18 protein-coding genes and 1 pseudogene are annotated in these 25,481 nt (G+C 40.8%); 3 read left to right on the forward strand and 16 right to left on the reverse strand.

The features are described 5' to 3' along the window. Position 1: 1 nt before the first annotated feature. The 11 genes and pseudogenes from N39L_RS26590 to trxA form a co-directional block, all read right to left on the reverse strand. Positions 2-1,042, reverse strand: a pseudogene (locus N39L_RS26590) (polysaccharide pyruvyl transferase family protein). Between the two features lie 70 nt (positions 1,043-1,112). Next, a complete protein-coding gene (locus N39L_RS26595) occupies positions 1,113-2,141 on the reverse strand; it encodes an Npun_R2821/Npun_R2822 family protein (protein WP_006619769.1) in 1,029 nt (342 codons plus the stop codon). 29 nt (positions 2,142-2,170) lie between these two features. Continuing rightward, the gene (locus N39L_RS26600; protein ID WP_014276872.1) at positions 2,171-3,052 is read right to left on the reverse strand and encodes an Npun_R2821/Npun_R2822 family protein; all 882 of its coding nucleotides are present in this window, start codon (positions 3,050-3,052) and stop codon (positions 2,171-2,173) included. Positions 3,053-3,066: 14 nt separating this feature from the next. Beyond that, positions 3,067-4,041: an Npun_R2821/Npun_R2822 family protein gene (locus tag N39L_RS26605; RefSeq protein ID WP_006619767.1), complete on the reverse strand. Its 975-nt coding sequence runs from the start codon at positions 4,039-4,041 to the stop codon at positions 3,067-3,069. 32 nt (positions 4,042-4,073) lie between these two features. Continuing rightward, a complete protein-coding gene (locus tag N39L_RS26610; RefSeq protein ID WP_014276873.1) occupies positions 4,074-5,243 on the reverse strand; it encodes an acyltransferase family protein in 1,170 nt (389 codons plus the stop codon). A 15-nt stretch (positions 5,244-5,258) separates the two neighbouring features. Next, positions 5,259-6,218, reverse strand: coding sequence for a glycosyltransferase family 10 domain-containing protein (locus tag N39L_RS26615; RefSeq protein ID WP_014276874.1), 960 nt, complete (start codon positions 6,216-6,218; stop codon positions 5,259-5,261). A gap of 17 nt (positions 6,219-6,235) precedes the next feature. Further along, positions 6,236-7,438, reverse strand: coding sequence for a glycosyltransferase (locus N39L_RS26620; RefSeq protein ID WP_006619765.1), 1,203 nt, complete (start codon positions 7,436-7,438; stop codon positions 6,236-6,238). A 14-nt stretch (positions 7,439-7,452) separates the two neighbouring features. Continuing rightward, on the reverse strand, positions 7,453-9,474 hold the full coding sequence (locus N39L_RS26625; RefSeq protein WP_043468613.1) for an ABC transporter ATP-binding protein: 2,022 nt from the start codon (positions 9,472-9,474) through the stop codon (positions 7,453-7,455). Positions 9,475-9,500: 26 nt separating this feature from the next. Continuing rightward, complete coding sequence (locus N39L_RS26630) at positions 9,501-10,676, reverse strand: glycosyltransferase family 4 protein (protein ID WP_014276876.1); 1,176 nt, start codon at positions 10,674-10,676, stop codon at positions 9,501-9,503. Between the two features lie 208 nt (positions 10,677-10,884). After that, positions 10,885-12,156 (reverse strand): glycosyltransferase, encoded by a 1,272-nt coding sequence (locus N39L_RS26635; protein WP_014276877.1) that lies wholly within the window; start codon positions 12,154-12,156, stop codon positions 10,885-10,887. Positions 12,157-12,278: 122 nt separating this feature from the next. Further along, positions 12,279-12,605: a thioredoxin gene (gene trxA / locus N39L_RS26640; RefSeq protein WP_014276878.1), complete on the reverse strand. Its 327-nt coding sequence runs from the start codon at positions 12,603-12,605 to the stop codon at positions 12,279-12,281. A 102-nt stretch (positions 12,606-12,707) separates the two neighbouring features. Here trxA and fabG point away from each other — a divergent pair, with 102 nt between their 5' ends. Beyond that, the gene (gene fabG / locus N39L_RS26645; protein WP_043469113.1) at positions 12,708-13,475 is read left to right on the forward strand and encodes a 3-oxoacyl-[acyl-carrier-protein] reductase; all 768 of its coding nucleotides are present in this window, start codon (positions 12,708-12,710) and stop codon (positions 13,473-13,475) included. A gap of 130 nt (positions 13,476-13,605) precedes the next feature. Then, positions 13,606-15,282: a chaperonin GroEL gene (groL, locus tag N39L_RS26650; RefSeq protein ID WP_014276880.1), complete on the forward strand. Its 1,677-nt coding sequence runs from the start codon at positions 13,606-13,608 to the stop codon at positions 15,280-15,282. Positions 15,283-15,402: 120 nt separating this feature from the next. On the opposite strand, the gene N39L_RS26655 is transcribed toward groL, so the two are convergent. From N39L_RS26655 to N39L_RS26665, 3 genes are all read right to left on the reverse strand, one after another. Next, positions 15,403-16,512, reverse strand: coding sequence for a hybrid sensor histidine kinase/response regulator (locus N39L_RS26655; RefSeq protein ID WP_006619756.1), 1,110 nt, complete (start codon positions 16,510-16,512; stop codon positions 15,403-15,405). Positions 16,513-16,602: 90 nt separating this feature from the next. Next, complete coding sequence (locus N39L_RS26660; RefSeq protein ID WP_006619755.1) at positions 16,603-17,709, reverse strand: hybrid sensor histidine kinase/response regulator; 1,107 nt, start codon at positions 17,707-17,709, stop codon at positions 16,603-16,605. Between the two features lie 96 nt (positions 17,710-17,805). Next, on the reverse strand, positions 17,806-20,955 hold the full coding sequence (locus N39L_RS26665) for a PAS domain S-box protein (RefSeq protein WP_006619754.1): 3,150 nt from the start codon (positions 20,953-20,955) through the stop codon (positions 17,806-17,808). A 361-nt stretch (positions 20,956-21,316) separates the two neighbouring features. On the opposite strand from N39L_RS26665, the gene N39L_RS26670 reads away from it, so the two are divergent. After that, positions 21,317-21,631 carry a hypothetical protein gene (locus N39L_RS26670; protein ID WP_006619753.1) on the forward strand — a complete coding sequence of 105 codons (315 nt, stop codon included), beginning with the start codon at positions 21,317-21,319 and terminating at the stop codon, positions 21,629-21,631. A 196-nt stretch (positions 21,632-21,827) separates the two neighbouring features. Here the strand turns inward: N39L_RS26670 and N39L_RS26675 are convergent, their stop codons facing one another. Beyond that, the gene (locus N39L_RS26675) at positions 21,828-24,074 is read right to left on the reverse strand and encodes a tetratricopeptide repeat protein (RefSeq protein WP_006619752.1); all 2,247 of its coding nucleotides are present in this window, start codon (positions 24,072-24,074) and stop codon (positions 21,828-21,830) included. A 56-nt stretch (positions 24,075-24,130) separates the two neighbouring features. Beyond that, a complete protein-coding gene (gene rnc / locus N39L_RS26680) occupies positions 24,131-25,315 on the reverse strand; it encodes a ribonuclease III (protein WP_234933429.1) in 1,185 nt (394 codons plus the stop codon). Positions 25,316-25,481 lie beyond the last annotated feature (166 nt).

The raw sequence follows: 25,481 nt of genomic DNA on the forward strand, positions 1-25,481 counted from the left end.
TTTACTGCCCAATGATTTCCAAACATTTTTTGACTTGTTCAGACTCATTTCTAATAAATGCCTCTGGACGCTGATATTGGGTGAAAATTTTCTCCATCCGGTCTAGTCCAATCTCTCCCAGGACATCGACCCTTCTCTCCTGTGGCAGTACCCCTGTTTTCTGAAGATAGTTGTCAATTTTAGAGCCAAATTTTTGGATACCTATATTGGGAACTCCTAAAATATCAGCAATGATAATTGAGTGCAGTCGGTTTCCGAGGTGAAAGTCCATTTCACTTAAAATTTTGATAAATTCTTGTGGTTCTTGTCATGAGTGTAATTGGCAATTTTTCTCTGGCAGATACTTCCTCAACAATTCATGAAACTGATTGTCATTTGTTTCGTCTCCCACATGACTGGGAAGTAAATGAATAACTGAGTTATATTTTTCAATAACTGGAATCAACTGTTTGGCATAAAACTCACCTCTTCCTTCTCCCCACCAATATTTACCAGAAAATGATATATTTTTGAATTCAGACCTATTTTTGGTCGCGATAAATGGTTCGTAAAAACTGAGTTCTAAAAAAGCCAAATCTCCTCCCAAACAAATAAATTGTGTATTCTTAAAATGATTTAAAGCCAGTTCATAAGAATACTTATCTCTCAGGTAGAGCAAATAGCACTTGTCAAATAACGGGTAGCTTTCGGAATTACTCCCTTCCAAACCCACTCCCAAAAATCCAAAGCCTTTGCTCATTAATTTGGATAAAGTTTTCAGCCTCAATAAATTTTTGGGGGGGCTACTTCCAATATTTAATGTACCCCCTCCCCAAAAGATATAATCACTGCGTAAAATCAATCCCAGCTTCTTTAATTTGGGCAAGTTTGATTCGGAAAAATAAATAACTTTTTCGCTGATTTGTGGGTAATAATCTTCCTTGCATAAAACGAAAACTTTGCCGACATTAGATTTGCCGGAAAAATAATTGGTTAGCTGTTTGACAAACAAATCATCGCCGATATTTCTTTGTCCGTAATATCCCATTAGCAGGATGTTCATTGGCTTTATCCTGTTCGTTTTGGTGAATTGAAAACATTAATTGTGATGCTCACTTATGGTTCGGAAAAAATTATGATAAACTCCGTTTAATTTTACGCATTTTTGAGCTGACGCGATCGCTTATTTTGGCGATCGCATTCTTAACGTTCCTCTGTACCTGAACCAACCAACTCGGTGGCTTCAACTGAGGACGGTCTGACGGTGATTTCAAATATCGATAATGCAAAAACACATCTTGATAAGGAATTTTGACATCCTCACCACCGCAAAGCTGAGTAAACTTACCAGCAGATATGCTCATAAAATGAATGTAAGTAATTTTCTTACCTTTATCATAAAGCACGTTATCCACGACATCAAAAGTAGAAGACCAGTGGCTTCCGGTGGCTTGTTCTAAATTATGGTAGGCAAAATTGTAGAAAGAAATATTGCTCCGTAAAACCATGTAATTCAATAAAGATTGATCAGGTCCAAACAACGCCATGGCATCAGATTCTCCCATTTTTAAATTATGCAATATATGATCCAAAATTGCCTGCGTAAAAATACCCCGTTTCGACGCGAACCAACCGGCACAAAAAATATGGGATTTGACATATTGGGGATCGAAAACTTGATAGAATTGCCCTTCAGGGCGATCGAAGATATATTTGATATCGGATTTGTATTGAAAATCATTTGTCACCCAGTCATATTGATCTAACTTTTCATAAACTGCGTCTAAAGGCCCCATCAACAACGTATCCGCATCGAAATAGACGAACTTATCAAACGGGCCATTAATGCTACAGAGTTTTCGATGCATGGCTAGACGGTAAGGCGAGGAAAGTCCCCGTTCCGCCCAAATTTTTTGTGCTCTGTCGTGGGTATTCCAGGCTTGAGTTGAAAAGTTTTCCCAAAAAGCAATTGATTCTTGATTGTCAAACAAAGTGACAAGGCTACGTTTAGCGACTTCCGCACGAATTTTATCTAACTGAGCATTATAAGGAATAATACAAACAGGGAGTTCTCGACCTCCATTGACTTCAATGCTATTCAGTAAAGCAACGAGTTGGTCGTAAACGACATCATTAGCAAAAGTATAGATACCGTCTGTCATCGGTTTAATCCTTGTCTAGGTCTAGGTTTTTAGGGTTTTACAAAAGAAAATAAGCGGCTCAATTTTCTCTGCCATGCTGGTTTCCCTTCATGGAGATAACGATAATATTCCCAGATATCCCAATAGTTTTGCCCAGGCTTTAAGGGAGTACCTGCCCAGTGAAGGTACTTTAAAGGTTTCTCCTTATCATACAGGATATGGTTTCGCTCCTGAAAGTGTTTAGAACCGGCCCAACTCCCGACATCTCCTCCGGGACGCTTGACCAAATTACCACGTTTGGGAATATGTTTGAGTACCAGATAGTTAAAAATTGGCTGGTCGGTGACACCCTGTGTAAAGTCAAAATACTCCCGGTGTTGGGAGCATTCCTGTAAGGTTTGGTAGAGTTCATCTAAGGTAATTGCACCCTTTTTAGATGCCCAAAAACCGCTATTAAAGACATCTTCTAAATCGGTTTCAGTGAAGATATTCCGTTCGAGAACGACGGGGGAAAAAATGTTTCGCAATTTTTCGCCAGCGTGGTGATAGTCACAGCAGAAAAAATCGACTTCGGATAAATAATCGAGGTTGGCTGCAATATCTTCAAAAACAATAATATCAGTGTCAATATAAAGGAAATCTTGTAGCGGCCCAAACCAGACTGCCAGCTTTCGCATTTTATTGGGGAGTTTGAGAAAATCTCTGTCAAAAATTGATCCCACTTTTGGGGTTAATTCTTCGAGGAATTCTAAGTTAGGAAATAGCTGCACCTCATGGAGACGATTTAAGGTGTTAAAAACTTGATGATATTCCTCATTAAAGGGAATCATCACCACGGGAACATTCTGATTATGGCGACGAATGCTATTCAGGAGGGCGATCGCATTGTCCATGACGCGATCATTGGCGACAATATAAATTCCTCGGGTCATACATTCTCCTGTTGTTAACGAGTTAATTTCAATTTTCTGAGAATTCGTTTCATCAAACTCGGTTGGGTTTCGGAATTCTCAGTTTTGGGGGGTGTGGTAAACACTGGACGCCGCTCCGGTTCGTGCAGATAGCGATAGTGCAGAAATACATCCCGATATGGAAAACCAAGATTTTCACCCGCACAAACGCGAGAAATTAACTGAGGTTGAACGCCGATATAATGGATGTAGGTGAGTCGATTGCCTTTATCATACAAGATGTGGTCTCGTTCTTCAAAATGTTTGGAAGTTGCACTGCACCCCGTCTTTTGTGAGTCTGGCAAACCTTTGGCAAAATTGTAACTGGGAATTCCAGAACGCATGACCATATAATTGAGCAAGGGCTGTTCCCCCGCCCCTGGATAGAGAATCTCATACTCTTGCGCTTTTAAATTCGATAACAGCTCGTTTCTGGTTGCTTCGTCAAATACCCCGCGCTTGGAACCGTAGAAACCGGAACAGAAGATTTCTGAATCGATCCTCTGTTTGTCAAAAACTTCTCCCAATTTTGGGGACTGTAAGTTATAGATTTTAGTCGGATCTGTGAATTGAAAATCATACACTACCCAGTCATACTCTTGTAACTTGTCGAACACGGGATCTAAAGAGTTCATGACCAGGGTATCGGCATCCATATAAATGAATTGGTCAAAAGGACCATCGAAGGCACAAAATCGCCGATGAGCGCCATATAATCTAAATTTCTCTTTATTAAGTCGTTCTGGAGCCGCCGCAGCCATAAAACTATCCCAACGCTGGATTGATTCGTGATCATCGTAAAGGGTGACGTTGGGTCGGCGGTCAATTTCCGCCGCAATTTTATCGATGCGATCGTCAAAGGGATAGATACAAACGGGAGTTTCCGGACCCAAAATCGCATCTATGCTGTTGAGAAGTCCTACTAACTGATCATAAACAACATCGTTACCTAGACTGCAAATACCACGCATAATTTTGACCTCCTTAAAATCGCGAGTTGGGTTCAAGTTGATGACACCAACTTATTCTGATATTCTTGATATTTTAACCTTAACCACTGATTAGCCGGTAGTTCTATCATAAAAGTGATAGCAGATGCCAAAGCTATAGACAAAATGATGGCTAGGATAATACTTAGGTTAGGATTAAAACCATATTGGTAAAGTTGTCTAATTAAGGCATAGCCGATATTTTGGTGGATTAGGTATAAGCTATAAGAAATTGTGCCTAAAAAAATTAACGGCTGCAACCTGAGCCATTTCAGATAACCCTGAGTTCCCAGATATAGTAACACTATAAAACTTGCTACTATAATAGTTGTAGACCAAGAATTTTCCCAGGGATAAGCAAATCTTTGGGCTAAAATACAAATCATAATTATCAGGAATCTATGAATCGAAAAGCCTTGCTTATTTACCTTGTAAATCATTAACCCTGCTATGAATAAATGTGCATATTTTATGATGACTAGCTCGCGTACTATGCTTTTTAAGTTGCCGATTATTCCCATTGACAAATAATCAAAGTTATCGGCTATTAAACTACCCATGAATAAATGATTATTTGCTTGTAAGTAATTTGCATTCTCTAAAAATCCAAATCCTCGGCTTGCCATATAAGTTTTAATCGAATAGAATAAAGTTAATGCTAACCATCCTGATACGACTACTTCCACACGCTTTAAAAGTCTCAGTTTATAGATAAGTAACATCATTATATAAAAACAAATTTCAATTCTGAGGGTCCAATATACCTTATCTACATTGGGAACATTAAATAACCATTGAAACATTGTCAGATTTAATACAGCGTCTGGGAAGCTGACTTGCAGCTCTGGTAATTGAGCGATCGCTGTAATTGTAAATGTCAAAATAATCCCCACCCAGTAAGCCGGATACAGTCGAGAAAAGCGCTTGATTATAAAGTCTAAACAGCTTGTCGTTCTTTCCAGGGTAATCAAAATCACAAAACCACTGACAATAAAGAAAAACTCAACTCCATGTCGTCCCAATCCCCAATAAAACCAGACTTGATCGGAATGCCCATACAGTGTACTATACTGACTGGTGTAATGAAATAAGACGACACTTAATGCTGCTATTCCTCGCAGCACATCCAACTCCCACAATCTTTGAGAATTTTTGGTATTTCCCTCTTGAGAATTATTAGCCATTGAGTTGCTCCATGCTTAATGATTTTTGGCAAAATTGTCCAACCAAGCGAGTAAGTTAAGCTTGTGCAAAATAATTTGTCTGGCTTCGGCGATCGCCTCTCTAGCTTCATACCAAGCATCAGCAGTAGCTGTCACCTCCTTAATGTATTCTAACCCTTTTTCATCCAGGCTTGGCAATCTCAGAAAACTGCCAGGTGGTAATAACTTATCGGCCGCCGGTCCTCCATAATAAATTGGCAAACACCAAGCCAACAAAGAATCCCAGAGCTTTTCACTCACATATAAATCATTGTCAGCATAATTTTCAATCGCTAAATTATAGTAGTAAGGTGCCATACCCTGCCATTTATTACTCAGTTGTCCTCGATAGTTGGAGGCGGGAGGCAACTGGCGGCCATACAAATCAAACTCTACATTTACCTCTTGCATTAGTCCTAAAAAATTCAACCTCTGCTGATGGTTTTCACTGCGATTAATTCCCGAAGTAATCCAAGAACAAAAAAGCTCTTTGGTGGGTGGTTCCATTTCATTAAGTTCTCGAAAGGAATTATGATGATACCAAATGGCTGGCATATAATCAGGAACTGGAGCAAAGTTATCTGGTCCAGAAACATAATCACAATACAATTCAGCCTGCTGGTAGTTATATTGAGTTCTTTCAACGACTTTACTTAAAGGCGGTTCTCGGAGCAGATAAATCATGCGTTCTTTGGGAACACCCCTAAATTTTTCCCTGATATCGGGTGATGGTTGCTGTGGTTTAACCAAGTCTCGCAGGCGATCGCGCCAGGAAGTTTTTTGACGAGGCTTAGGAAAATCCAATTGATACAGGAGTAAGAAATCAGGATGTGGATGAGTTGACTGGATCGCGATATTTCCCCATCTGCCAAAATGAGCAGGGGTTTGTTGCCACAACCAATCTGTTTGATTTGCGTTTGGGTAACTGGTAATCATACCAACAATTTTGGGTTCCATTTTGATTGTACCTATGATTAATTAACTAACTCTGGTCGCATTGATTCATCGACATAACTGAGAATTTTAGTGATTCGATTTTCACAAGAAAACTGAGTAGCAAACTCAATAGTTTCTGGATATCCTCCTGTCTTTCTCGGATAGGTTGACAAAACTTGTTCAATACACTCAGCGAAAAGCGTGGGATGGTCTGGTTCACACCATCCCACCGCAATATTTGATGACTTAAATTCCCTTAACGGAGGAATTTCGCTGGCGGCAATGGGGGTTCCTGATGCCAGATAATCAAAAAACTTTAAAGGAGACGTAAAAGTGGCTGCCTCAGTCATCAGATGAGGATGAGCTAAAACATCAGCCGCTTGCAGTAAACTGGCGAGTTGCTCTTGAGGGAGAAAACCCAGAAAGACAGCATTATCAACTTGGTTATCTTTGGCTTTCTGTTGGTATTCTAGTACCTGAGATTCATTACCTCCAGCAAATGCAAATTGAATTTTGGGTAATTTTTTAGCCACATCAATGAGCATATCCACACCTTTAAATGGATAAAGTCCCCCGGAATAAACAACTAGATGTTTGCGTTCATTTGGGATAAGTTTTTGTCGCCATTCTTCGGCTTCTTGTTCATGTCTACAGATAAATAGGTGATTAAAGCCGTTATGAAGTTTGATAGTTTTTTCGGGAGGCATACCGTTAGCAATCAAATTATCTTTAACGGTATCTGCTACTGTAACCGCTATTTGAAACCAGGGAGATCTAACAATTTCTGGCGGAAATTTTTTCTGATCATAATGGTGTTGTTCATAGATGACTGGTAATCTATGTTTAATGGCAGCTTTAGCGAAATTCCAGTCTCGAGTATGAACAATTTTAGTATAAGGTTTGATATGAACAGGCAAGTAGTATTTTGATACAACAGTGCTAGAGTTTGTCCATTTACCGCCCCACTTGGCATTCACAGGCCACGGCATGGGTAAGGGAGAGACTTTCAGATGTTCTTGGATATTATATTGTTGAATAAGTTGTGGGTCTGGCTTTTGGGGATTAAAGGGTCGCATTAACCCAATTGGGTTAAAAGTGGACTTTTGGGGACTCATATAAGCCAAAACAGTTTGGTAGCCCAAATTAGCCGCTGCATTGGCAGAATGAACCACTTGAACTAAACTCGCTACGTTAGGTTGAGGGAGAGTCTTTTGAGTAAAAAATAGGTAATGTTTAGCCATGTCAAATTTATTCCTTAATTTGAGGATGATTCTTGCCTTTTACTTAGCCGCAGTTTGACACTTTGTTCGATAAACTCTAAACTTTCCAGAATGTGGGTAGCCGAATGATAAGACTCATTTAAGAGTTCTTCGCGTTCTTCGGGTTCATCGATCATATCCTCTGACAGTAATTGCAGAAAACCAATCATGGGATTGAGACGAGTCCGAACATCGTAGGAACTCTTGATAATTGCTTGATCGCGTTCGGCTTCGTCGGCAAACTGCAAAGTATAGAGGCGGGCATATTTTCCCCCTTGAGCTAGTAGTTCATCATGGCTGCCGACTTCAGCTACTTTTCCTTCATCTAAAACTGCAATTTGATCGGCTTTTTGAATAGTGGAAAGGCGGTGAGCAATCACTAAAGTTGTCCGTTCTCGGCTGAGTTCTTCAATGGCTTCTTGAACCAGCCTTTCTGAGACTGTATCCAATGCACTGGTGGCTTCATCTAGGATCAGTATATCGGGATTTTGTAGCAAAGCTCTAGCAATGGCTAGTCGCTGTCTTTGACCTCCCGATAATAACACACCGCGATCGCCAATCTGGGTATCTAACCCCTGGGGCAAATTTTCAATAAATTCATAAGCATTGGCTCGTTTAGCTGCATCAATGATTTGTTCTTCTGTGGCATCTGGCTTGGCATAAGCTAAATTGTAGCGAACTGAGGCATTAAATAAAAATGTATCCTGGCTCACAATTCCCATAGCCTTTCGGATGCTTTTTATGTCAAAATCACGCAAATCTTTTCCATCTATCATAACCGCACCCTGAGTGGGATCATAAAACCGAGGGAGTAGGGATGCTAAGGTTGATTTTCCTGAACCAGAACCACCAACCAAGGCCAAGGTAGTTCCCCGTTGCAAGTGCAAATCGATATTTTTTAAGACCATATCTTGATGCCCTGGATAAGCAAAAGAGATTTGATTAAAATGAATTTCCTTCTCTAAACGCTTAAATTCTTGGTCACCATTCTTCATAAAACTTTTGTTATCCTGCCTTAAAAAGTCATGCACAATTTCTACGGATGCCGATTTATTTGCTGCTTGACTTCGGGAGCTATTTAACCCGGAAATTAGGGGAAGAGTTCTAAATAGTACAAATAAATAGGTTAGCAGAACGGTTGCCAATGATGATACTTGTTCTTGCAAAAATATCCTGCCGATCATCACTAAAAAAAGAATCACTAAAATATTAACGACTTCATTGATGGGTCCAATAGCTGCTGAGTTTACCTGCTCCTCAAAATCCGCTTTTTCGCGATCGCGAATTAACTGACTAACTTGTTCATATTCTTTTTCTTCATTTCCTGTCGATTTAACCAATCTAATACCATTAAGAATTTCTAATAGCTTAATTGAGTAACCTCTTGATAGTTCTGACAATTTTTGGCCAAATCTTTTAGAGCGATTAACTATTATCTGATTAATGGCTGTAACCAATAAAAGCAAAACTGTAGCTACCAATGTCAGTTGCCAGGAAATTGCCAACAGCATCGCCACAAATACTAAAATTGTAATCGATGTTATAAGCATCCCGATGTACGTGCTAATGGTACTTGATGCTCTACTGATTTCACCCCCTAATCTGTTGACGATATCCCCCACCTTCATTTGAGAGTAATAGTCTAAATCTACATTCAGCAATAACCGTAAGCCTGACTCTCTCATATCAGCGGTTAAAGTGCGAGTTAACGAACTGGACGCCAAACTTTTAACATAGTTAGTTACATTTTTTAAAATAATCGCTAGTAAAATAGCTCCTGTCATTAAAGGCAGACGGTATATTTCCGGCACTGAGTCAAATGGAGACATGATATTTTGAATCAATGCCGGGGCATCTTTTAGGTTAGCTTGCACCCCTAATATATTGAGAATAATCGGGACAATTAGGGTCGTACTGATCCCATTGAATATCGCCCCTGAAAACCCCAGAATTACGATCACTACAATTCTGATCGGGTATTTTCTAGAAAAATTTAACAGTAATTTTTGCGATGACATCAATTATTCCCCAGAGTTGTAAAAATTTACATAACTTGATCCATCACATTAGACAGAACATTCGCCATCGCCTCAATACTGTACAATTCTACACATCTTTGTCTAGCCTGTAATCCTCTATGATTAGCCACGTCTAAATCTTCAAATATCAGTTTGAGTGTATCTGCAATTTGTTCGGGAGAGTTCGGTTCGACCAAATACCCAGTATCTCCTAAAATTTCGGGAATGTCACCAACCCGGCTCGCCAAGACAGGTTTAGCCATCGCCATCCCATCGGTCAGCTTCAGGGGAAACTGAGCCCTAGTCGCCGGGTGATCGCGCTGGGGAACCACAATAACATGGGCGGCGGCAACGATCTCCGGCATCTTTTCGGCTGGAAAGTTTGGCAATTTGATAATCCAGCGTCCCCACTTTTCCATGAGTATATCATCATAATTATCATAGGGGCTACCCCCAACAATTACCAACTTCAAATCTGACTGGTCGATCAGATCGAGAGCCATCAATACATCTTCTACCCCTTTATAGGGTCTAGGAGCACCCGGAAACATCAAAATCCGATACCCTTCCAATCCATAATTTACCCGACTTTGGTGTGGCTCGTACCGACCCGGATCGAACAAGGTCGTATCTTTTCCGTTGGGAACCATGATTCCGCCAAATCGACTTTGCAGAAAGCGAGTGTGAATAGTGACAGCATCAGCCTTAGCCACTAACTTTTCTGCCCATTTTAAATATATTGAATGATCGGTGTTTTGCAATGCTCCACCCGGTTCCAATATATCCTTTAATAGTTGAAATATCGAGGGTTTATATTGATACTCATCACCACCATTCCAACTTAGCTCCCAATCATCAATATCTACAATTACTGGACAGCCACTTTTGATTTTATGTAGCAAAGCTATACCTAAGCTGGGTAGTTTCACCTTATAAGCGTAAATAACATCTCCAGTAATGTGACCAAACAATTTGGGTACTGAAGCCAAAAACTTGGGATAGGACGGATGAGTTGGGATGGCAATGATTGGCACATCTGGACTAGAGCTTAACCCCTCTTTATCTCGGCGAGAGAAACCAACGATTTCCACCTCACAGTCTATTTTTTTGAGGGCTTTAGCCAACAAAAACGGTCGCACAGCACCACCCCACCTGCCGGCCCCTTGGGAGGATAAATCGCTAACAATTATAGAAACTTTCATGATGATCAATTATGTCCTTCATAGAATTTTCTACTTTGATGAAATTTACTAATCAATTAACTGATTTATGTATAAGTTTTTAGGTTTTCAATACCTGCTGGGGATTTGAGCAAATCATCTGGGTCTAAATCACATAAGTCTTGGGTGTAAAAATTGATCGATTTTTTCCATAAATATGAGGTTTTACTTCTAGCTAGAATCGCCAAATTTACGGTTTTACCTCTGTAACTCGCCAACTCAATTTGAGGTTAACCCAGAAATTCCAAAATGTCACGATCGCGATCGCACCCAATTTAGCCATATAGGCATTTAAGCCCAACACTGAAACCAACAGGTTGAGTATTATTACATTCAATCCTAACCCCATCAGGCAAATCAGATTAAATTTTAACAATCTTTTAAGTCTTCGATGACCGCCAGACTGTTGGCGAGACAAATCCCGAAAAGTCCATTGATCATTCCAGATAAAGTTATTGATAATCGCCATTTCCGCCGATAGCACTGCACTTAGGGTCAGGGGTAAACCCCAGCCATCTAATAACAGATAAAAGATAGCCATATCAACAAATAAGCCACTAAACCCCACCACTGCAAATCTGAAAAACCGACCCACTGGCCAATTATCGATCCGCAATCTTAGCAAATGCTGTAAATACTCAAAATACTGCCTACTGGTAACTTTACTATATCCCTCCTGACGTTCTTGGAAGACATAGCCCACTTCCTGGATGTTAGCAATTCTCCCCCGACCCAAGACCTCAATCAAAATCTTGTATCCCACGGGGTTGAGGTCGATATTAGCCAGGGTATCGCGCCGCAGCATAAAATAACCACTCATAGGATCACAAACCCGACCCACCACCCCGGGTAAAATGATCAACCCCAGCATTTGTGCGCCACGAGATAAAATCCGTCGCGCCAAACTCCAATCACTAACCCCACCGCCGGAAACATGACGACTAGCCACAGCTAAATCAGCCCCGGACTGAATTTTAGACCACAATTGTAGTATAGTTTCCAATGGGTGTTGTAGGTCAGCATCAATGACAGCTAAAACCTCACCCCCCGCCACCTGCCAGCCTCTAATTACGGCCGTTGACAGACCCCTTTCTCCTCGGCGACGCATAACCCGCAACTGGGGATAATAACTGGCTATGTTGGCGGCGACTTCCCAAGTGCGATCGGGGCTATCATCATCAATTACAATCAACTCATACTGTCGAGGAATTAGTTGATCTAATAACCCGGTGAGGCGATCAATCAAGATGGGTATGTTTTGGCTTTCCCGAAAAGTAGGAATAGCTACGGACAGCAGAATTGACGGACGATCTAAATCCGTTGGTGGTGGAACTTCTCCAGAAATCGTTAACGGACCTTCGGGAACAGGTAAAAGACCATAAATCTCCGGGGTGCAAGTATTAATAGCTTTACTATTGTGTGGTTTCATGTCACCACAACCGGAACCAGAAAAGGGATACATCCAGGACTACCACACCAAATCTAAGCCTAATCACCATAAGGGATTTATTGAGGAATTTCAAGTATGATGGCCGATCGCCTATGAAAGGAACATCCCCACAAGCGATCGCTACTCCCGGTAGTTCACAGCAACCCATAAAGCCATTTAATCAGTTCTGGTGCGCGTTTAACCCCCTCAAAACGGTCTACGGGTTGACCATTTTTAAAAAATATCAAAGTTGGGAGAGCTTCTATTTGATAATCCGAGGCAATTTGCGGATATTTATCGGTGTCAATTTTGACGATTTTGATTTGTTCTTTCATCTCTTGGTTAACTTCCTGCAAAATCGGAGCCATCATTTGACAAGGACCGCACCAAGTCGCGTAAAAGTCCACCAAAACCGGGACTTCGGAACCATCAAGAAGTTCCTGAAAATTATGAAACTGCTTTTTAACTGCCATAATCCCCATGAATTAGCTATTGCTCAAGTTCCCATTATATATCCCGATACCTCAAACCCCATTACCCTTATCATAGTTAAGTTGGAAGTTAACCAGAAAGGACAAATGCCGATGGAAATGTTACCAGAATCAATGCAGCAGTTAAAACAGCAGGTGGCCTTAGTAACTGGTGCATCTAGGGGTATTGGTTCAGCGATCGCATTAGAACTGGCCCAACAAGGGGCTAAAGTAGTTGTCAACTATGCCAGTTCTAGCACAGCGGCCGAGAAAGTAGTAGCCGAAATTACGGAAGCCGGAGGAGAGGCGATCGCCATGAAAGCCGACGTATCCCAAGCCGAGGAAGTAGATCAGCTAATCAAAGATATTGTAGACCAGTGTGGTGGCATCAATATCCTAGTTAACAATGCTGGTATCACCCGCGACACCCTATTGTTGAGGATGAAACCCTCCGACTGGGAAGCCGTAATCAACCTTAACCTAACCGGAGTGTTTCTATGCTGTCGCGCCGTAGCTAAAATCATGCTGAAAGCGCGATCGGGTCGGATCATCAATATTGCTTCCGTAGCCGGTCAAATGGGGAACCCCGGTCAAGCCAACTACAGCGCCGCCAAAGCCGGAGTCATAGGTTTAACCAAAACCCTAGCCAAAGAATTTGCGAGTCGGGGAGTATTAGTTAATGCCGTCTCCCCGGGGTTTATAGCCACAGACATGACCAAAGACTTAAAGAATAGCGAAGAGATCCTGAAATTTATTCCTCTCGGTCGTTACGGTGAACCCAAAGAAGTCGCCGGGTTAGTCAGATTTTTGGCTGCTGACCCCGCCGCCGCCTATATCACTGGTCAGGTTATCAATGTTGATGGTGGCATGGTCATGGCTTAGACCACCCATTACCCCCCAGGAGTGATAACTTGGGACCATCCACACCCCAATTTGGTACGGTTTCCACTAATTAGCACTCGTACACCATGAGTGCTAAATTGACTATTTGGAGAGCTAAATTAGGTGTAATATGGCAAAAATCGTAGCCTTTGACGAAGAATCACGGCGAGCGATCGAGCGGGGAGTCAACGCCCTAGTAGACGCAGTTCGTGTTACCCTCGGTCCAAGAGGTCGCAATGTACTGATAGAGAAAAAATTTGGCGTACCGGATATTATCAGTGATGGAATTACCGTAGCTAAAGCGATCGAATTAGGAGACCCCCTAGAAAATACAGGGGCGCGGTTAATTCAAGAAGTAGCAGCTAAAACCAATGATGTGGCTGGAGATGGTACTACCACCGCAGCAGTTTTGGCTCAAGCCATGATACAAGAAGGCTTGAAGAATGTGGCGGCCGGTGCCAACCCAGTAGCTTTGCGGCGGGGAATTGATAAAACCATTCAGTATCTGGTTAAAGAAATTGAATCCTTAGCCAAACCCGTTGAAGGAAGTGCGATCGAACAGGTAGCCACAGTTTCCGCCGGGAATGATAAGGAAGTGGGAGAGATGATCGCCCTAGCCATGGACAAAGTGACCAAAGACGGAGTAATCACCGTTGAGGAGTCCAAGTCCCTAACCACTGAATTAGAAGTTGTGGAAGGGATGCAAATCGATCGCGGTTATATTTCCCCCTACTTCATCACCGATAACGAACGGATGATAGTAGAGTTAGATAATACTCGTGTGCTGATCACCGATAAAAAAATCAGTGCCATTCAGGATATTGTCTCCGTCCTGGAAAAAGTCGCCCGTTCTGGTCAACCCCTGCTAATTATAGCCGAAGACATCGACGGGGAAGCCCTAGCCACCCTAGTTGTCAACAAAGCCCGGGGTGTGTTGAACGTAGCCGGTATTAAAGCCCCTGGCTTCGGTGAACGTCGGAAAGCCATGCTCCAAGATATTGCCATTCTAACCGGAGGTCAGTTGATTTCCGAAGAAATCGGCTTAAACTTGGAAACAGCGACCATAGAGATGCTGGGAACAGCCACTAAAGTCACAATCAACAAAGACTCCACCACCATTGTTTCTGGTTCCGGTCATAAAGGTGAGATCCAACAGCGGGTCGAACAATTGCGTAAACAACTCGCAGAAACTGATTCCGAATATGATAAGGAGAAACTGCAAGAACGCATTGCTAAGTTAGCTGGCGGTGTGGCCGTGATTAAAGTTGGTGCCGCTACGGAAACTGAACTAAAATCCCGTAAACTCCGTATTGAAGATGCTCTGAATGCCACTAAAGCTGCTGTGGAAGAGGGAATTGTTCCCGGTGGTGGTACAACCTTAATCCACTTGGTCAAAAAGGTAGAGCAACTGGCTTCGACTTTCACCATAGAAGAGGAAAAGCTGGGAGCTAAAATTGTGGCACGAGCTTTAGAAGCGCCTCTGCGTCAAATTGCTAATAATGCCGGGGTTGAGGGTTCTGTAATTGTTGAACAAGTCCGTAACAGTGACTCTAATATTGGCTACAATGCTTTAACAGGTAAGTTTGAAGACCTGATTGTGGCAGGCATTTTAGACCCCGCTAAGGTGGTTCGCTCTTCCCTTCAAAATGCTGGCTCAATTGCGGGAATGGTGATTACCACTGAGGTTCTCGTGGTTGAGAAGCCTGAGCCTAAACCAGCAATGCCAGATATGGACGGCATGGGTGGTATGGGTGGTATGGGTGGTATGGGTGGTATGGGTGGCATGGGTGGCATGGGAATGATGTAATTCCTGCCCATCAACCTATATCCTCAGTTCATCGAATAGGGAGTCTTGCTGCTATTGAAGGACTCCCTGTCCTCATGCTTGCTGATACCATGTTTTGTGCGTTTTGTCAAGCTATTAAGTTCAGCTTGGGAGTACATCCAAGCCTAGGGGTAACTCTAGGGAAATGGTGGTTTGTTGGTTAGGTTCGCTTTCAAGTCTCCACTGGCCGCCATGTAGTTCTACAATACATTTAATGATACTCAGTCCTAGTCCTGAGCCTTGCTGTTCGTACAGTTTTCGCTCAAATTGTATATGAGCGCCGATTTTGCTGACTTGTTCTGGGGTCATCCCTCGACCGCGATCGCTTATTTTGAGTAATAAAAATTCCTCACCTACTTGACTAATTACTTGAATTGGTGTACCGGGTTCCGAAAATTTACAGGCATTATCAATCAATTCTACTACCAATTTTTCAAGCTGGTTAGCTGCCATCTGTACTGTGGCATTTTCTAGGTCAAATTCTAGGTCGGTCTCCCTTTGGTGTTCTTGGGCTTGTTGGGTGGCGGCTTTGATAATAACTGATTGGCTGTCTTTGACCTGAATGGATCGGAGCGATCGCACTTTTTCTACATTTAAACCGATAATTTCTAAATCTGCATATAGCAAAAAATTGATGATTAAACGATAGAGGCGGCGACCGGAAATCCTAATATCTTGCAAAATTTCCTTGATTTCATCCGGTTCAAATAAGTCTAAATTTGAGAGTAGTAACTCCGTATTACTGATGATGCCATTTAGGGGGGTTCGTAATTCATGAGGGAGGGAATGGGTGATATTTTCCCGTAATTCCCGCATCTGTATTTCCGACTGCTGTTTAATTAAAGACTGTTTTTCTAATCTGATGGCGATCGCTGTTAACAATTCTTCCATAGAACAGGGTTTAGTTAGGTAATCATCCGCTCCTAAATTCATCCCCTCCCGTAAATCATCGCGATCGGCTTTAGCCGTTAAAAATATAAACGGAATTGTCGCCGTTTCCATATGGGATCTTAACTCCTTTAATACTCCATAACCATCTAACTCAGGCATCATCACATCACAGAGAATTAAATCCGGTAAATGTTTATGAGCCTGTTGTACACCCAACTTGCCATTCTCAGCCGAGATCACATCAAAATCTTCTATCTCCAGTAATTCTACCAAATTCTCCCGAATTGTCTCTTCATCCTCAATTACTAAAACTTTAGCCATATTAATTCTGCTTTCGTTTATTCTAATTTTGTACCTATACCTAGATCGGTTAAATCAGTTAATAGGTTCAATTATGCCATATTTAGATATTTAGGAAACCTCTGTGATTGGCAAAATCACTGTAAATGTGGTTCCCTGTCCTAATTCACTGTCAACAGTAATCTCTCCTCCATGCAAATCTACAGCTTGCTTAACAATAGATAATCCTAATCCTGTACCTTTGATGTTTCCGACATTAGAACCACGTTCAAAGGCTTGGAATAGCTTTTGTATATACTCTGGTGGGAAACCTATACCCGCATCCTTAATCCGAAAAATTATCTGATTTTCTTGGCGAATAACATCAAAATTAATCACCCCACCATCGGGAGAATATTTGATAGCATTGGATAATAAATTAGCTAGAATATGACCCAGCAATTTGTCATCTAACATGATCGGATCATCTAAATCTCCCGAGGTTCTTAATTCGAGTTTGTGTTGGTCATTCACTTGCACCATTAACTGGTCTATTAAGAGTTGGATAAACTTGACCACATTAACTAACTTAGGAGCAAAAGTCAATTTTCCCGAACTAGACTTACTTAATGTTAAGACATCTTCTAGTAATTGATTCATACTATTAATTGATGACTGGATTCGCTGAAAATGTTTAAGTTTTTTCTGCTCATCTAGTTTCGAGTCATATTTAGCTAACAAATCCGTAGACATTTGAATAGAAGTTAGAGGGTTTTTTAAATCATGGGATGCTATGGATAACAGTCGTGTTTTTTCAGCTTCTAACTCCTGAAATAAATTCAGAGATTCCTTGACTTGTACTTCCTGCTCATATCTCTTTAATGCCATGCGAATAGCTGCATGAACTTCTCGCTCCTTAAAAGGCTTTAAAAGATAACCATAAGAGCCAGTAGATTCGGCTCTTTCTAGGGTGCTATCATCAGCATAAGCCGTCAGGTAAATTACCGGAGTTCCATATTTTTCCTGGATTTTAGCGGCGGTTTCAATCCCATCCATATCCCCTTTAATAACAATATCCATTAACACCAAATCTGGGTTGGTTTCGGCTACTTTTTCAATCGCCGCTATTCCAGAAGAAACAATCCCCACTACAGTATATCCCAAAGACTTGAGTTTTCTGGCCAATCCTTTAGCAATTAATAACTCATCCTCGACAATCATAATTTGGACAGTGTTCATGGTATTGCACCTAGTTGGTTTGGTATACTGAAAATTATCGTAATTATACAAAATTGATCACCATTATTGATGTTCTCATATAACAACTTAATAATTTCAATATCTTTGTCTGTAGGACAATTCCGAGAAAGTCAGTTTAAATGCTGTTCCCTCCGTTACGTCCAATAGTTCTAAGTTACCCTCTATCTGCTCAGTCAGAGTCCAGATCAACTCCATTCCTAGGGATTCCACATTGCGAATATCTAGTCCTTCTGGAATCCCCACCCCATTATCTCTGATAATCAGAGTAATAATACCCAGATTGTCTTGATGAAGTTCTAACCCAAGTTTACCGGGACGTTCATCTACAAAGGCGTGTTTAAAAGCATTAGATATCAGTTCATTGACAATTAAACTACAAGGGTTAGCTGTTTCTAGGTTAAGTTCAACGGATTCTATATCTAATTCTAACTCAACTGTGTGAGCCTCTGTACCGTAGGAGTCAAATAGTTGCTCAACTAAATCATTGAGGTAGTCCCCAAAATTAATCCGATCCAGACCAGTTGACTTATAGAGTTTTTCGTGAATCAGAGCCATAGATTGAATGCGTTGCTGGCTATCTGACAAAAGTTTGATTACTTCCGGGTTGTCAGTGTAATCAGATTGAAATTCTAATAAATTGGAAACTACTAGCAAATTATTTTTAACTCGGTGGTGAATTTCTTTCAGCAAAATTTCTTTTTCTTTAAGGGAGTTCATTAATTTATCTTCGGCGTGTTTCCGTTCGATCGCCGTTGCTAAAACATTAGCTACACTTTGCAGAAAGTGTACATCCTCCTGCACAAATTCTCTGGTTTCCGTAGTATAAACTCCCAAAATACCATAATAAGAATTTTGGCTTTCAATGGGAATACTCATACCATTAATATGGGGAAAGTTATAAATATTCGAGGATAGTTCTGGTCTGAGCTTCCGGTGGTGGCTAGGAGAGGGTGTAGTTGATGATTCAGGTAAAATAAATGAGTAAACCTGGTGATATTTGTCAGTTGTTAAGCGATGATTATGGGTGTGTTGATGGTTAGCGATCGCCACAGTCAGGCGATCGGGTTGAGACACCCGTATTTCTAATAACTTACAATAATCCACCTGTAAACATCGACCCACCATCCCGACAATATCCTGAATTAATATTTCCGAGTCAATACCCAAGAGAGCTTTTTGTCCAACTTCAGCTACCATAGCCTGCTGATAAGCCTTAGTCGCAATTTCCGCCTCAATTTTTTGTCGCTCCGCAATTTCAACTCGCAACTTTTCGTTAGTTTCTTGTAGTTGAGATGTTCGCTGTTCCACCAGCATTTCTAAGTCTTGGTTCAATTCTTGCAGAGATTTTTCAGCGGATTTTAGTTCACTAATATCAGTGAGAGTTCCCACAAAACCAACTATTTCATCATCATCATTTAGCTCAGGAACAGCTTGGGAAAAAACCCAAACCACCTGGCCTTCACCATGACAAAAACGATATTCTAACTGAAACATTTGATGATTATTAACGCATTTATTCCATTCATTAATTACCCGCTCTCGGTCATCAGGATGAAGCCTTTTAGTCCAACCATGCCCAAACATTTCCATGACTGAACAGCCAACCAAATCACATCCACGCTCATTGATATAGACAAATTTACCTTCAGCATCAGTCCGAAATATCCCCACCGGAGAAATATCTGTAAGAGTCGCATAGCGAGCCTCACTTTCCCGCAAAGCCTCCTCAACCTGACAACGTTCAATTTCTAATAACTCCCGTTCAGTCACATCTTGAACTAATGACAAAATCGATATAACCTGATGGGACTCATCCCGTAATACTAAGTTATACCATTCACAGTAGATTACTCTCCCGTCTTTGGTATAGTTACGATTCTTACAAATATTTTTATTGGTTTTGTCTCCGAGTAAATCACCGATAACTGTTTCTACTAATTGTAGGTCTTCTTCAAAAACAATTGGCCATTCTCCCCAATAAATACCTATGATTTCTTCAGCCTTCCACCCAAAGATTTTTTCCGCTTGCTTTCCCCAATATTGTACCTTAAATTCTGGGTCCCATTCAATCACAGCTAGAGGAGAATTTTCCACGTGCGATCGCAGTTTTTTATGGGCTTTCAATAACTCCTTTTCTGACTCTTTTTGTTGTTGCAAGTACCTCGTGAGCATTTCATTAGTTGTTTGCAGTTCAAGGGTACGTTCTTGTACCCGTTGTTCCAATTCCGCCGTCAGACTTTTTAAAGCTGATTCAGCTCGCTTATTTTCAGTAATATCACGAGCAACCCAAGCTACAGATTCCGAGGAAATGGGGGAGATATTTGCCGAAAACCACAAGCAATCACCTTCCACATTCAGATGATATTCAAAATTGATAATTCTCCCCGTTTGCAAACATTGATTAACTTTTTCTCTAAAAATATTGTCCGGGTAATCAGGAGAAAATAGCTGCCGAGTTTGGTTAATTATTGGAGATGTATTACCCTCGTATTTTGTACCTAGGTATTCATGATTATTTTGCCGGGACTTGCGGGGAGTCTGAATCGAATTGGTGCGAGTATTAATAATCAGGATAATATCAGTCAAAGCATCAAAAAATGTCAGAAAATTCGGTTCACCAGTTCGCAATTTTTGTTCAATCATGCGGATGATACCCCGTTGACTGATTTCCCCCTGTAGTTGGGCATTGGTATTTTGTAATTTAGCCTTAAATTGTGCCAGTTGCTGTTGCAGCTTAGTGGGGCTAATTCTACTGAGAATATCATGGTTAGTATGGGAATCAAAAAGTTTTTCTATCACCCGATACTCAGGAATTATTCCAGTTAAATAATCTTTCTCATCTAGAACTGGGATATAGTGAATTTTATGGGTTTTTAATTTTTGAATAATTGCATAAATGTCCAGCTCATCTGCTTCTCGCAGAACTACCGGGGGTTGTCTCATCACCTCAGACACAACCAAGTCCCCCGGATTTTCCCCCGCACCAATTAGCTGCACCACGTCCCTTTCCGTCCACATACCCACCAATTTCCCATCTTCCACCACCAGTACACAACTGTTAGGGGGGAAGTTTTCTGTTCCCCACTGGTCTGAGGGCTCCTGACTCATTAAAGCCATGACCTCCATGAGGGAGGTATTAGGAACAACCGCTAGGGGGTCTCTATGGATGATGTCGTTTAAAGTTGGACTGGACATAAGCCAAGGGTTAATCGTGGGTGTAGACATTGATTCCCCTACTCTCCTTGATCAGATATTAGGATTAATAACATAACAACTTATCACAGTTTCAGCGGTTCCGATCAAGTCAAAGCCATTGACAATCAACAGTTGAACCTGTTAGTTAAGTTATATAGAGTATCTTGTGACTGATTTTTATGATTAATTAACCATTGGTATAATTGATAGCTTAATCAAATTTATGATAGTAGAATCAACAACCTTTCATCGAAGGGGGATGAGCAATTTTTCTGATTTTGATAGATTTTGAGCCTCCCTTAATTTGTTGGTAAATCTTGATTTTTCCTAGAGACTTTTTAGCAAAGTTAAGTTATGCTCAAACTACAAACAAACTTGAGCAATAGGTTTCATGAAAACCAAATCTTGGTCTTTAATGGCAGGTATAGCTTTGACCGCATTTTCTTGGGGAATTGTCCCAGCTTGGGCGGAAAATTGGATTTTTATGGGTGAGGCTGCCACCGGGGAAGATGTATATGTAGATGCTGATAGTATTTCACGGAACCGGGAAGGGCTGAGATTTATTTATAGCATTGGTGAAGAAACCATCTATGCAATAGCTTACTGTGACTCACGCACCTGGTATGTCAGCGGTTACGATGAAGTATATTCCCCAAGCAGTCACGCCACATCTAATATGATTGATTATGTCTGTTCCCAGGAATAACCAGTCTCAGTAATCTTTTAACCACAATTTAACTATCCATGGGGAGTCAATAAACCGGAGATTTATTACTGCGGGTATAGTACCAAAGTAGAACCCTTGGAAATCCTCAAATATGGATGAGATAAAGGCGATCGATTGAGGAACTGGTGAAAGGGGCGGGATATCCGTTGCTGTATATGCCGCCCTATTTTTAAGATTAAGCCAAACCAGCGGCTTGAATTGTCTGCATAAGCCTGTCGATATTGATGACAATATTAATATTTTTGCCGATAAGTTTGGCTTCATTTTCCGGCAAATTATCTCCTAATATCGGATAATATTCGAGTTCACAAATACCACTCAATAATCGATAAATTGACGGACAATAATCTGGGGATAAGATTTCAATAACTGTGGTATCAGTTTGACAGAAAGCTAAATTAGTGAGTCCCGCACCGTGGGGGCTAATAATCACTTCGGAAGTAGCGAAAAGTTCCGCTTGTTGTTCAAGAGTCATTGATTCTAATTGTACTGGTTTAATATTAAACTGTGTTAGGCATTCTATCACCTGGGAATTATTCAAGACCTGGCGAGATGGTGCTAGGGTGCGATCTATATAAATTCGCTGTTTAGTATCCCCCAAACTCGGACAAAAAGTTTGTTTGAGAAAATCACAATTCCACTGGCTAATTTGTAAGCCTCGGTGGGATGAAAGGTTAGGAGTTGGGATAATTATTTGCGTGGCTTTCAGATGATTGATATCTTTATTACTGATGATTTTTTTGGGTGGAATTTTTAGGGTCTCTAAAGCCTGTTTCTGGTAAGGTGTCTCCCAAGCATTTACCACAAATTTATCAATTGAGTTCAGGTCAATTCCCGCAGCTTCTAATAAATGAAAACGTGCCATAATATCTAACATCCAGTGAAAATATCCCCCCCCAAAACGCACCGACAAAAACGCAACCACCCCATCAATTTCCTCCGGTGGCGGTAGGTGTTCCGATACCGCCACAAACTCCGCCCCACCACTAGCTAAATCAGTCACTAATTTGCCATCATCTGTGAACACTGCACTGGTCGCCATATCTCCCCACACACGCCCATTTTCTACAATAGCCACGCCGAAATCTCCCGTTGATATCTGACAGGTTGTCAATGTTTCGGGAAGGTTAGGAATTAAAATATTGGCTGGTTTAATCTCAAGGGTCTGGGCTGGGTATATCAGGATGTATTTAATACTGAGATGAGTCTGGCTATCCGTCGTTTTTTCTGATAAATTAGGCAATATTTCCTGGATAAATTTTGATGATAATTTCTTAAAAATCAACGCATTATTAGCATCCTCAATTAAACCCCTATTTTTGAGTATTTTGCTCAAATGATGATAGGCTTTTATAAAGTCTGGTTTGCGCTTCAATGCCTCTATACATAGGTCTTGTACTTCCTGCCAACGTTCCTTTTCCGTTAACAGTTGTGCTAGAATATCATAAAGCCATATTAACTCTGGTTTCAGGGCGATCGCTTTTTCATAAGACACGATCGCCTCATCAATATTACCTACTAATTTCAGCGCGTGACCTAGTTTTTGATATAACCATGAAAGCTGAGGATTGAGTCTAATCGCTTCCCGATAATTAGCGATCGCCTCTTCAATTTCTCCCGTCGCTAGTAAACTATCTCCTAAATTCATATACAGCCAATCTACATCAGGTTTTAAAGCGATCGCCTGACGACAAACCGGAATTAATTCCGACCATTTTTCCTGAGTTTTCAAAACTTGCGCCAGTCCATAATAATAGTAAAACTGGTTAGGGTTAATTTCGATAGCCCTTTCATAGCATTTAACCGCCTCTTCCCACCTTTCCTGCTGTCCGAAAATTTGCCCTAAATTATGATACAATACATCTGATTGCGCCGGATAGTTTAAAATTCCTTTTTCATAAATAGCGATCGCCTCTTCTAATTGCTGCTGCTGTTGTAACTCATTCCCCAAATTGAGATAATCCTTAAACCTCACCCCGTCCGCACTTACCAAAATAGCCTTACACCAATATTCTGTCGCCCTTTCTGGCTCACCACATTGCCTAAAAACCTTAGCCAAATTCCGATAAACTCCCCCCATATCAGGGCGAATCTCAATAGCCCTTTCATAGGCATTTATCGCCTCATTCCAGCGTTGATTTTTGGCGTACAGACTCCCCAAATTAGCATGAACCTCCGCAAAATTAGGCGCAATTTTCAAAGCACTATGATAACAACACTCCGCCCCCACATAATCCCCTTGTAACTGTCTGATAGTTCCCAAAGTTTGATAAGACAACGCAAAATTAGAGTCAATTTTTAACGCTTCTTCACAACAATTAATCGCTTCTGCCCAATTCCTTGCATTTAAATACAAAACCGCTTGCTCATGGAGTCGGATAACTTCCGGTTGCACATTTTCATCATTCGCAGAAATTGACATTTTCCAGTAACTCCAAGTTAATCACAATTTCAGGTTATCTAGTCAACATTTACCCATCATAAACCCAGTTTATAGATTTGATCCAGAGCCTTTTCCGCCGCCTTTTTACTAGCCTCTTTCTTGCTCAAACCCTTACCCTGTCCATAAACCTTACCCTCAACCATAACCTGTACAGTGAACTGTTTTTGATGGTCTGCTCCTTCCTCCTTAATCGTCTCATATTCTGGTGTAATTGGACCTATATTTTTTTGCACCCATTCCTGTAATCTATTTTTCGAGTCCGCCGCCACTTTCCCCGAATTACCTTGAGAAAGCGAAGTGATTTCAGCTATCACCGAATCAAACAAAGGTTGTAGAAATTCCTGTACTTTCTTCATCCCAGAATCCAAAAAACAAGCCCCAATCATCGCCTCAAACGTATTGCTTAATAAGGAAGGATTCAGCGCCACCCCTTTCCCTAATCTGATATATTGTTGTAGGGCTAATTTTTCCGCAAACTTAGCCAACTGCTTATTTTCCACCAAAGCCGATCGCAACTTAGTTAAATCCCCTTCATTACCCACACTTTTATACTTATGATAAAGATACTCCCCCGATATAAAATTTAACACCGAATCCCCCAAAAACTCCAACAATTCATTATCCCGCTTAACTTCCTTCGGGTGTTCATATAGATAGGAACTGTGAGTTAAGGCGTGATTGAGTAAATCCACATTTTGAAAAGGTATTTTTTTCAGCAATTTCGATAATTCTCGCCGCAGTTTTTTTTCTCGGTCAGGATCCATATTTTGGTCTTCGATAATTTTACTTAACATAATCTCCTGATGTTGTTTTAATTGATTAATTATGGATTTTTCACCCTGAAAAGCCATCAACAGCAGCACCATGTTATCTATAGCACGTTCTGTATCTCGGTCAGAAAATTCATTCCCATGAGCCCAGTTATTCCTAAGTTGGATTAACTCAAATATTATCCCCTTATGTTGATTATCAACATTTTCATTGTTTTTAAAAATACTATCCCATTTATTCGATATAACTTGCAGTAATGCTCCGATATCTTGAGATAGCCTCTCCTCCAATTCTCGCTTTTTCATGTTTTTGTATTTGGTGATATATTTTTGAGCTTCCTCCTGCCATTGGTCTGAATATTTGTTTTTCATTTCCTGTTTAAACGGAGGATATAAGCCCTCAGCTAATAACTCTAAAGCGTCCCCAATTCTTTCTTTATTGCTAATCATCATTTGCTATCTAATAATTAATTAGCGACTATTATAGCTAATCTTCCTAAACAGACTATTGATATAGCTGGCTATTCATAATTTCTGATAATCTACAATCCCCAAGGTATTGGATTTTCAAAAGACTGTTAAGAATTATTACAGATTTATGGAAAATTGCTCGCAA

This window comes from Limnospira platensis NIES-39, assembly GCF_026000695.1.
In the GTDB taxonomy this organism is placed as follows: Bacteria; Cyanobacteriota; Cyanobacteriia; order Cyanobacteriales; family Microcoleaceae; genus Limnospira; species Limnospira platensis.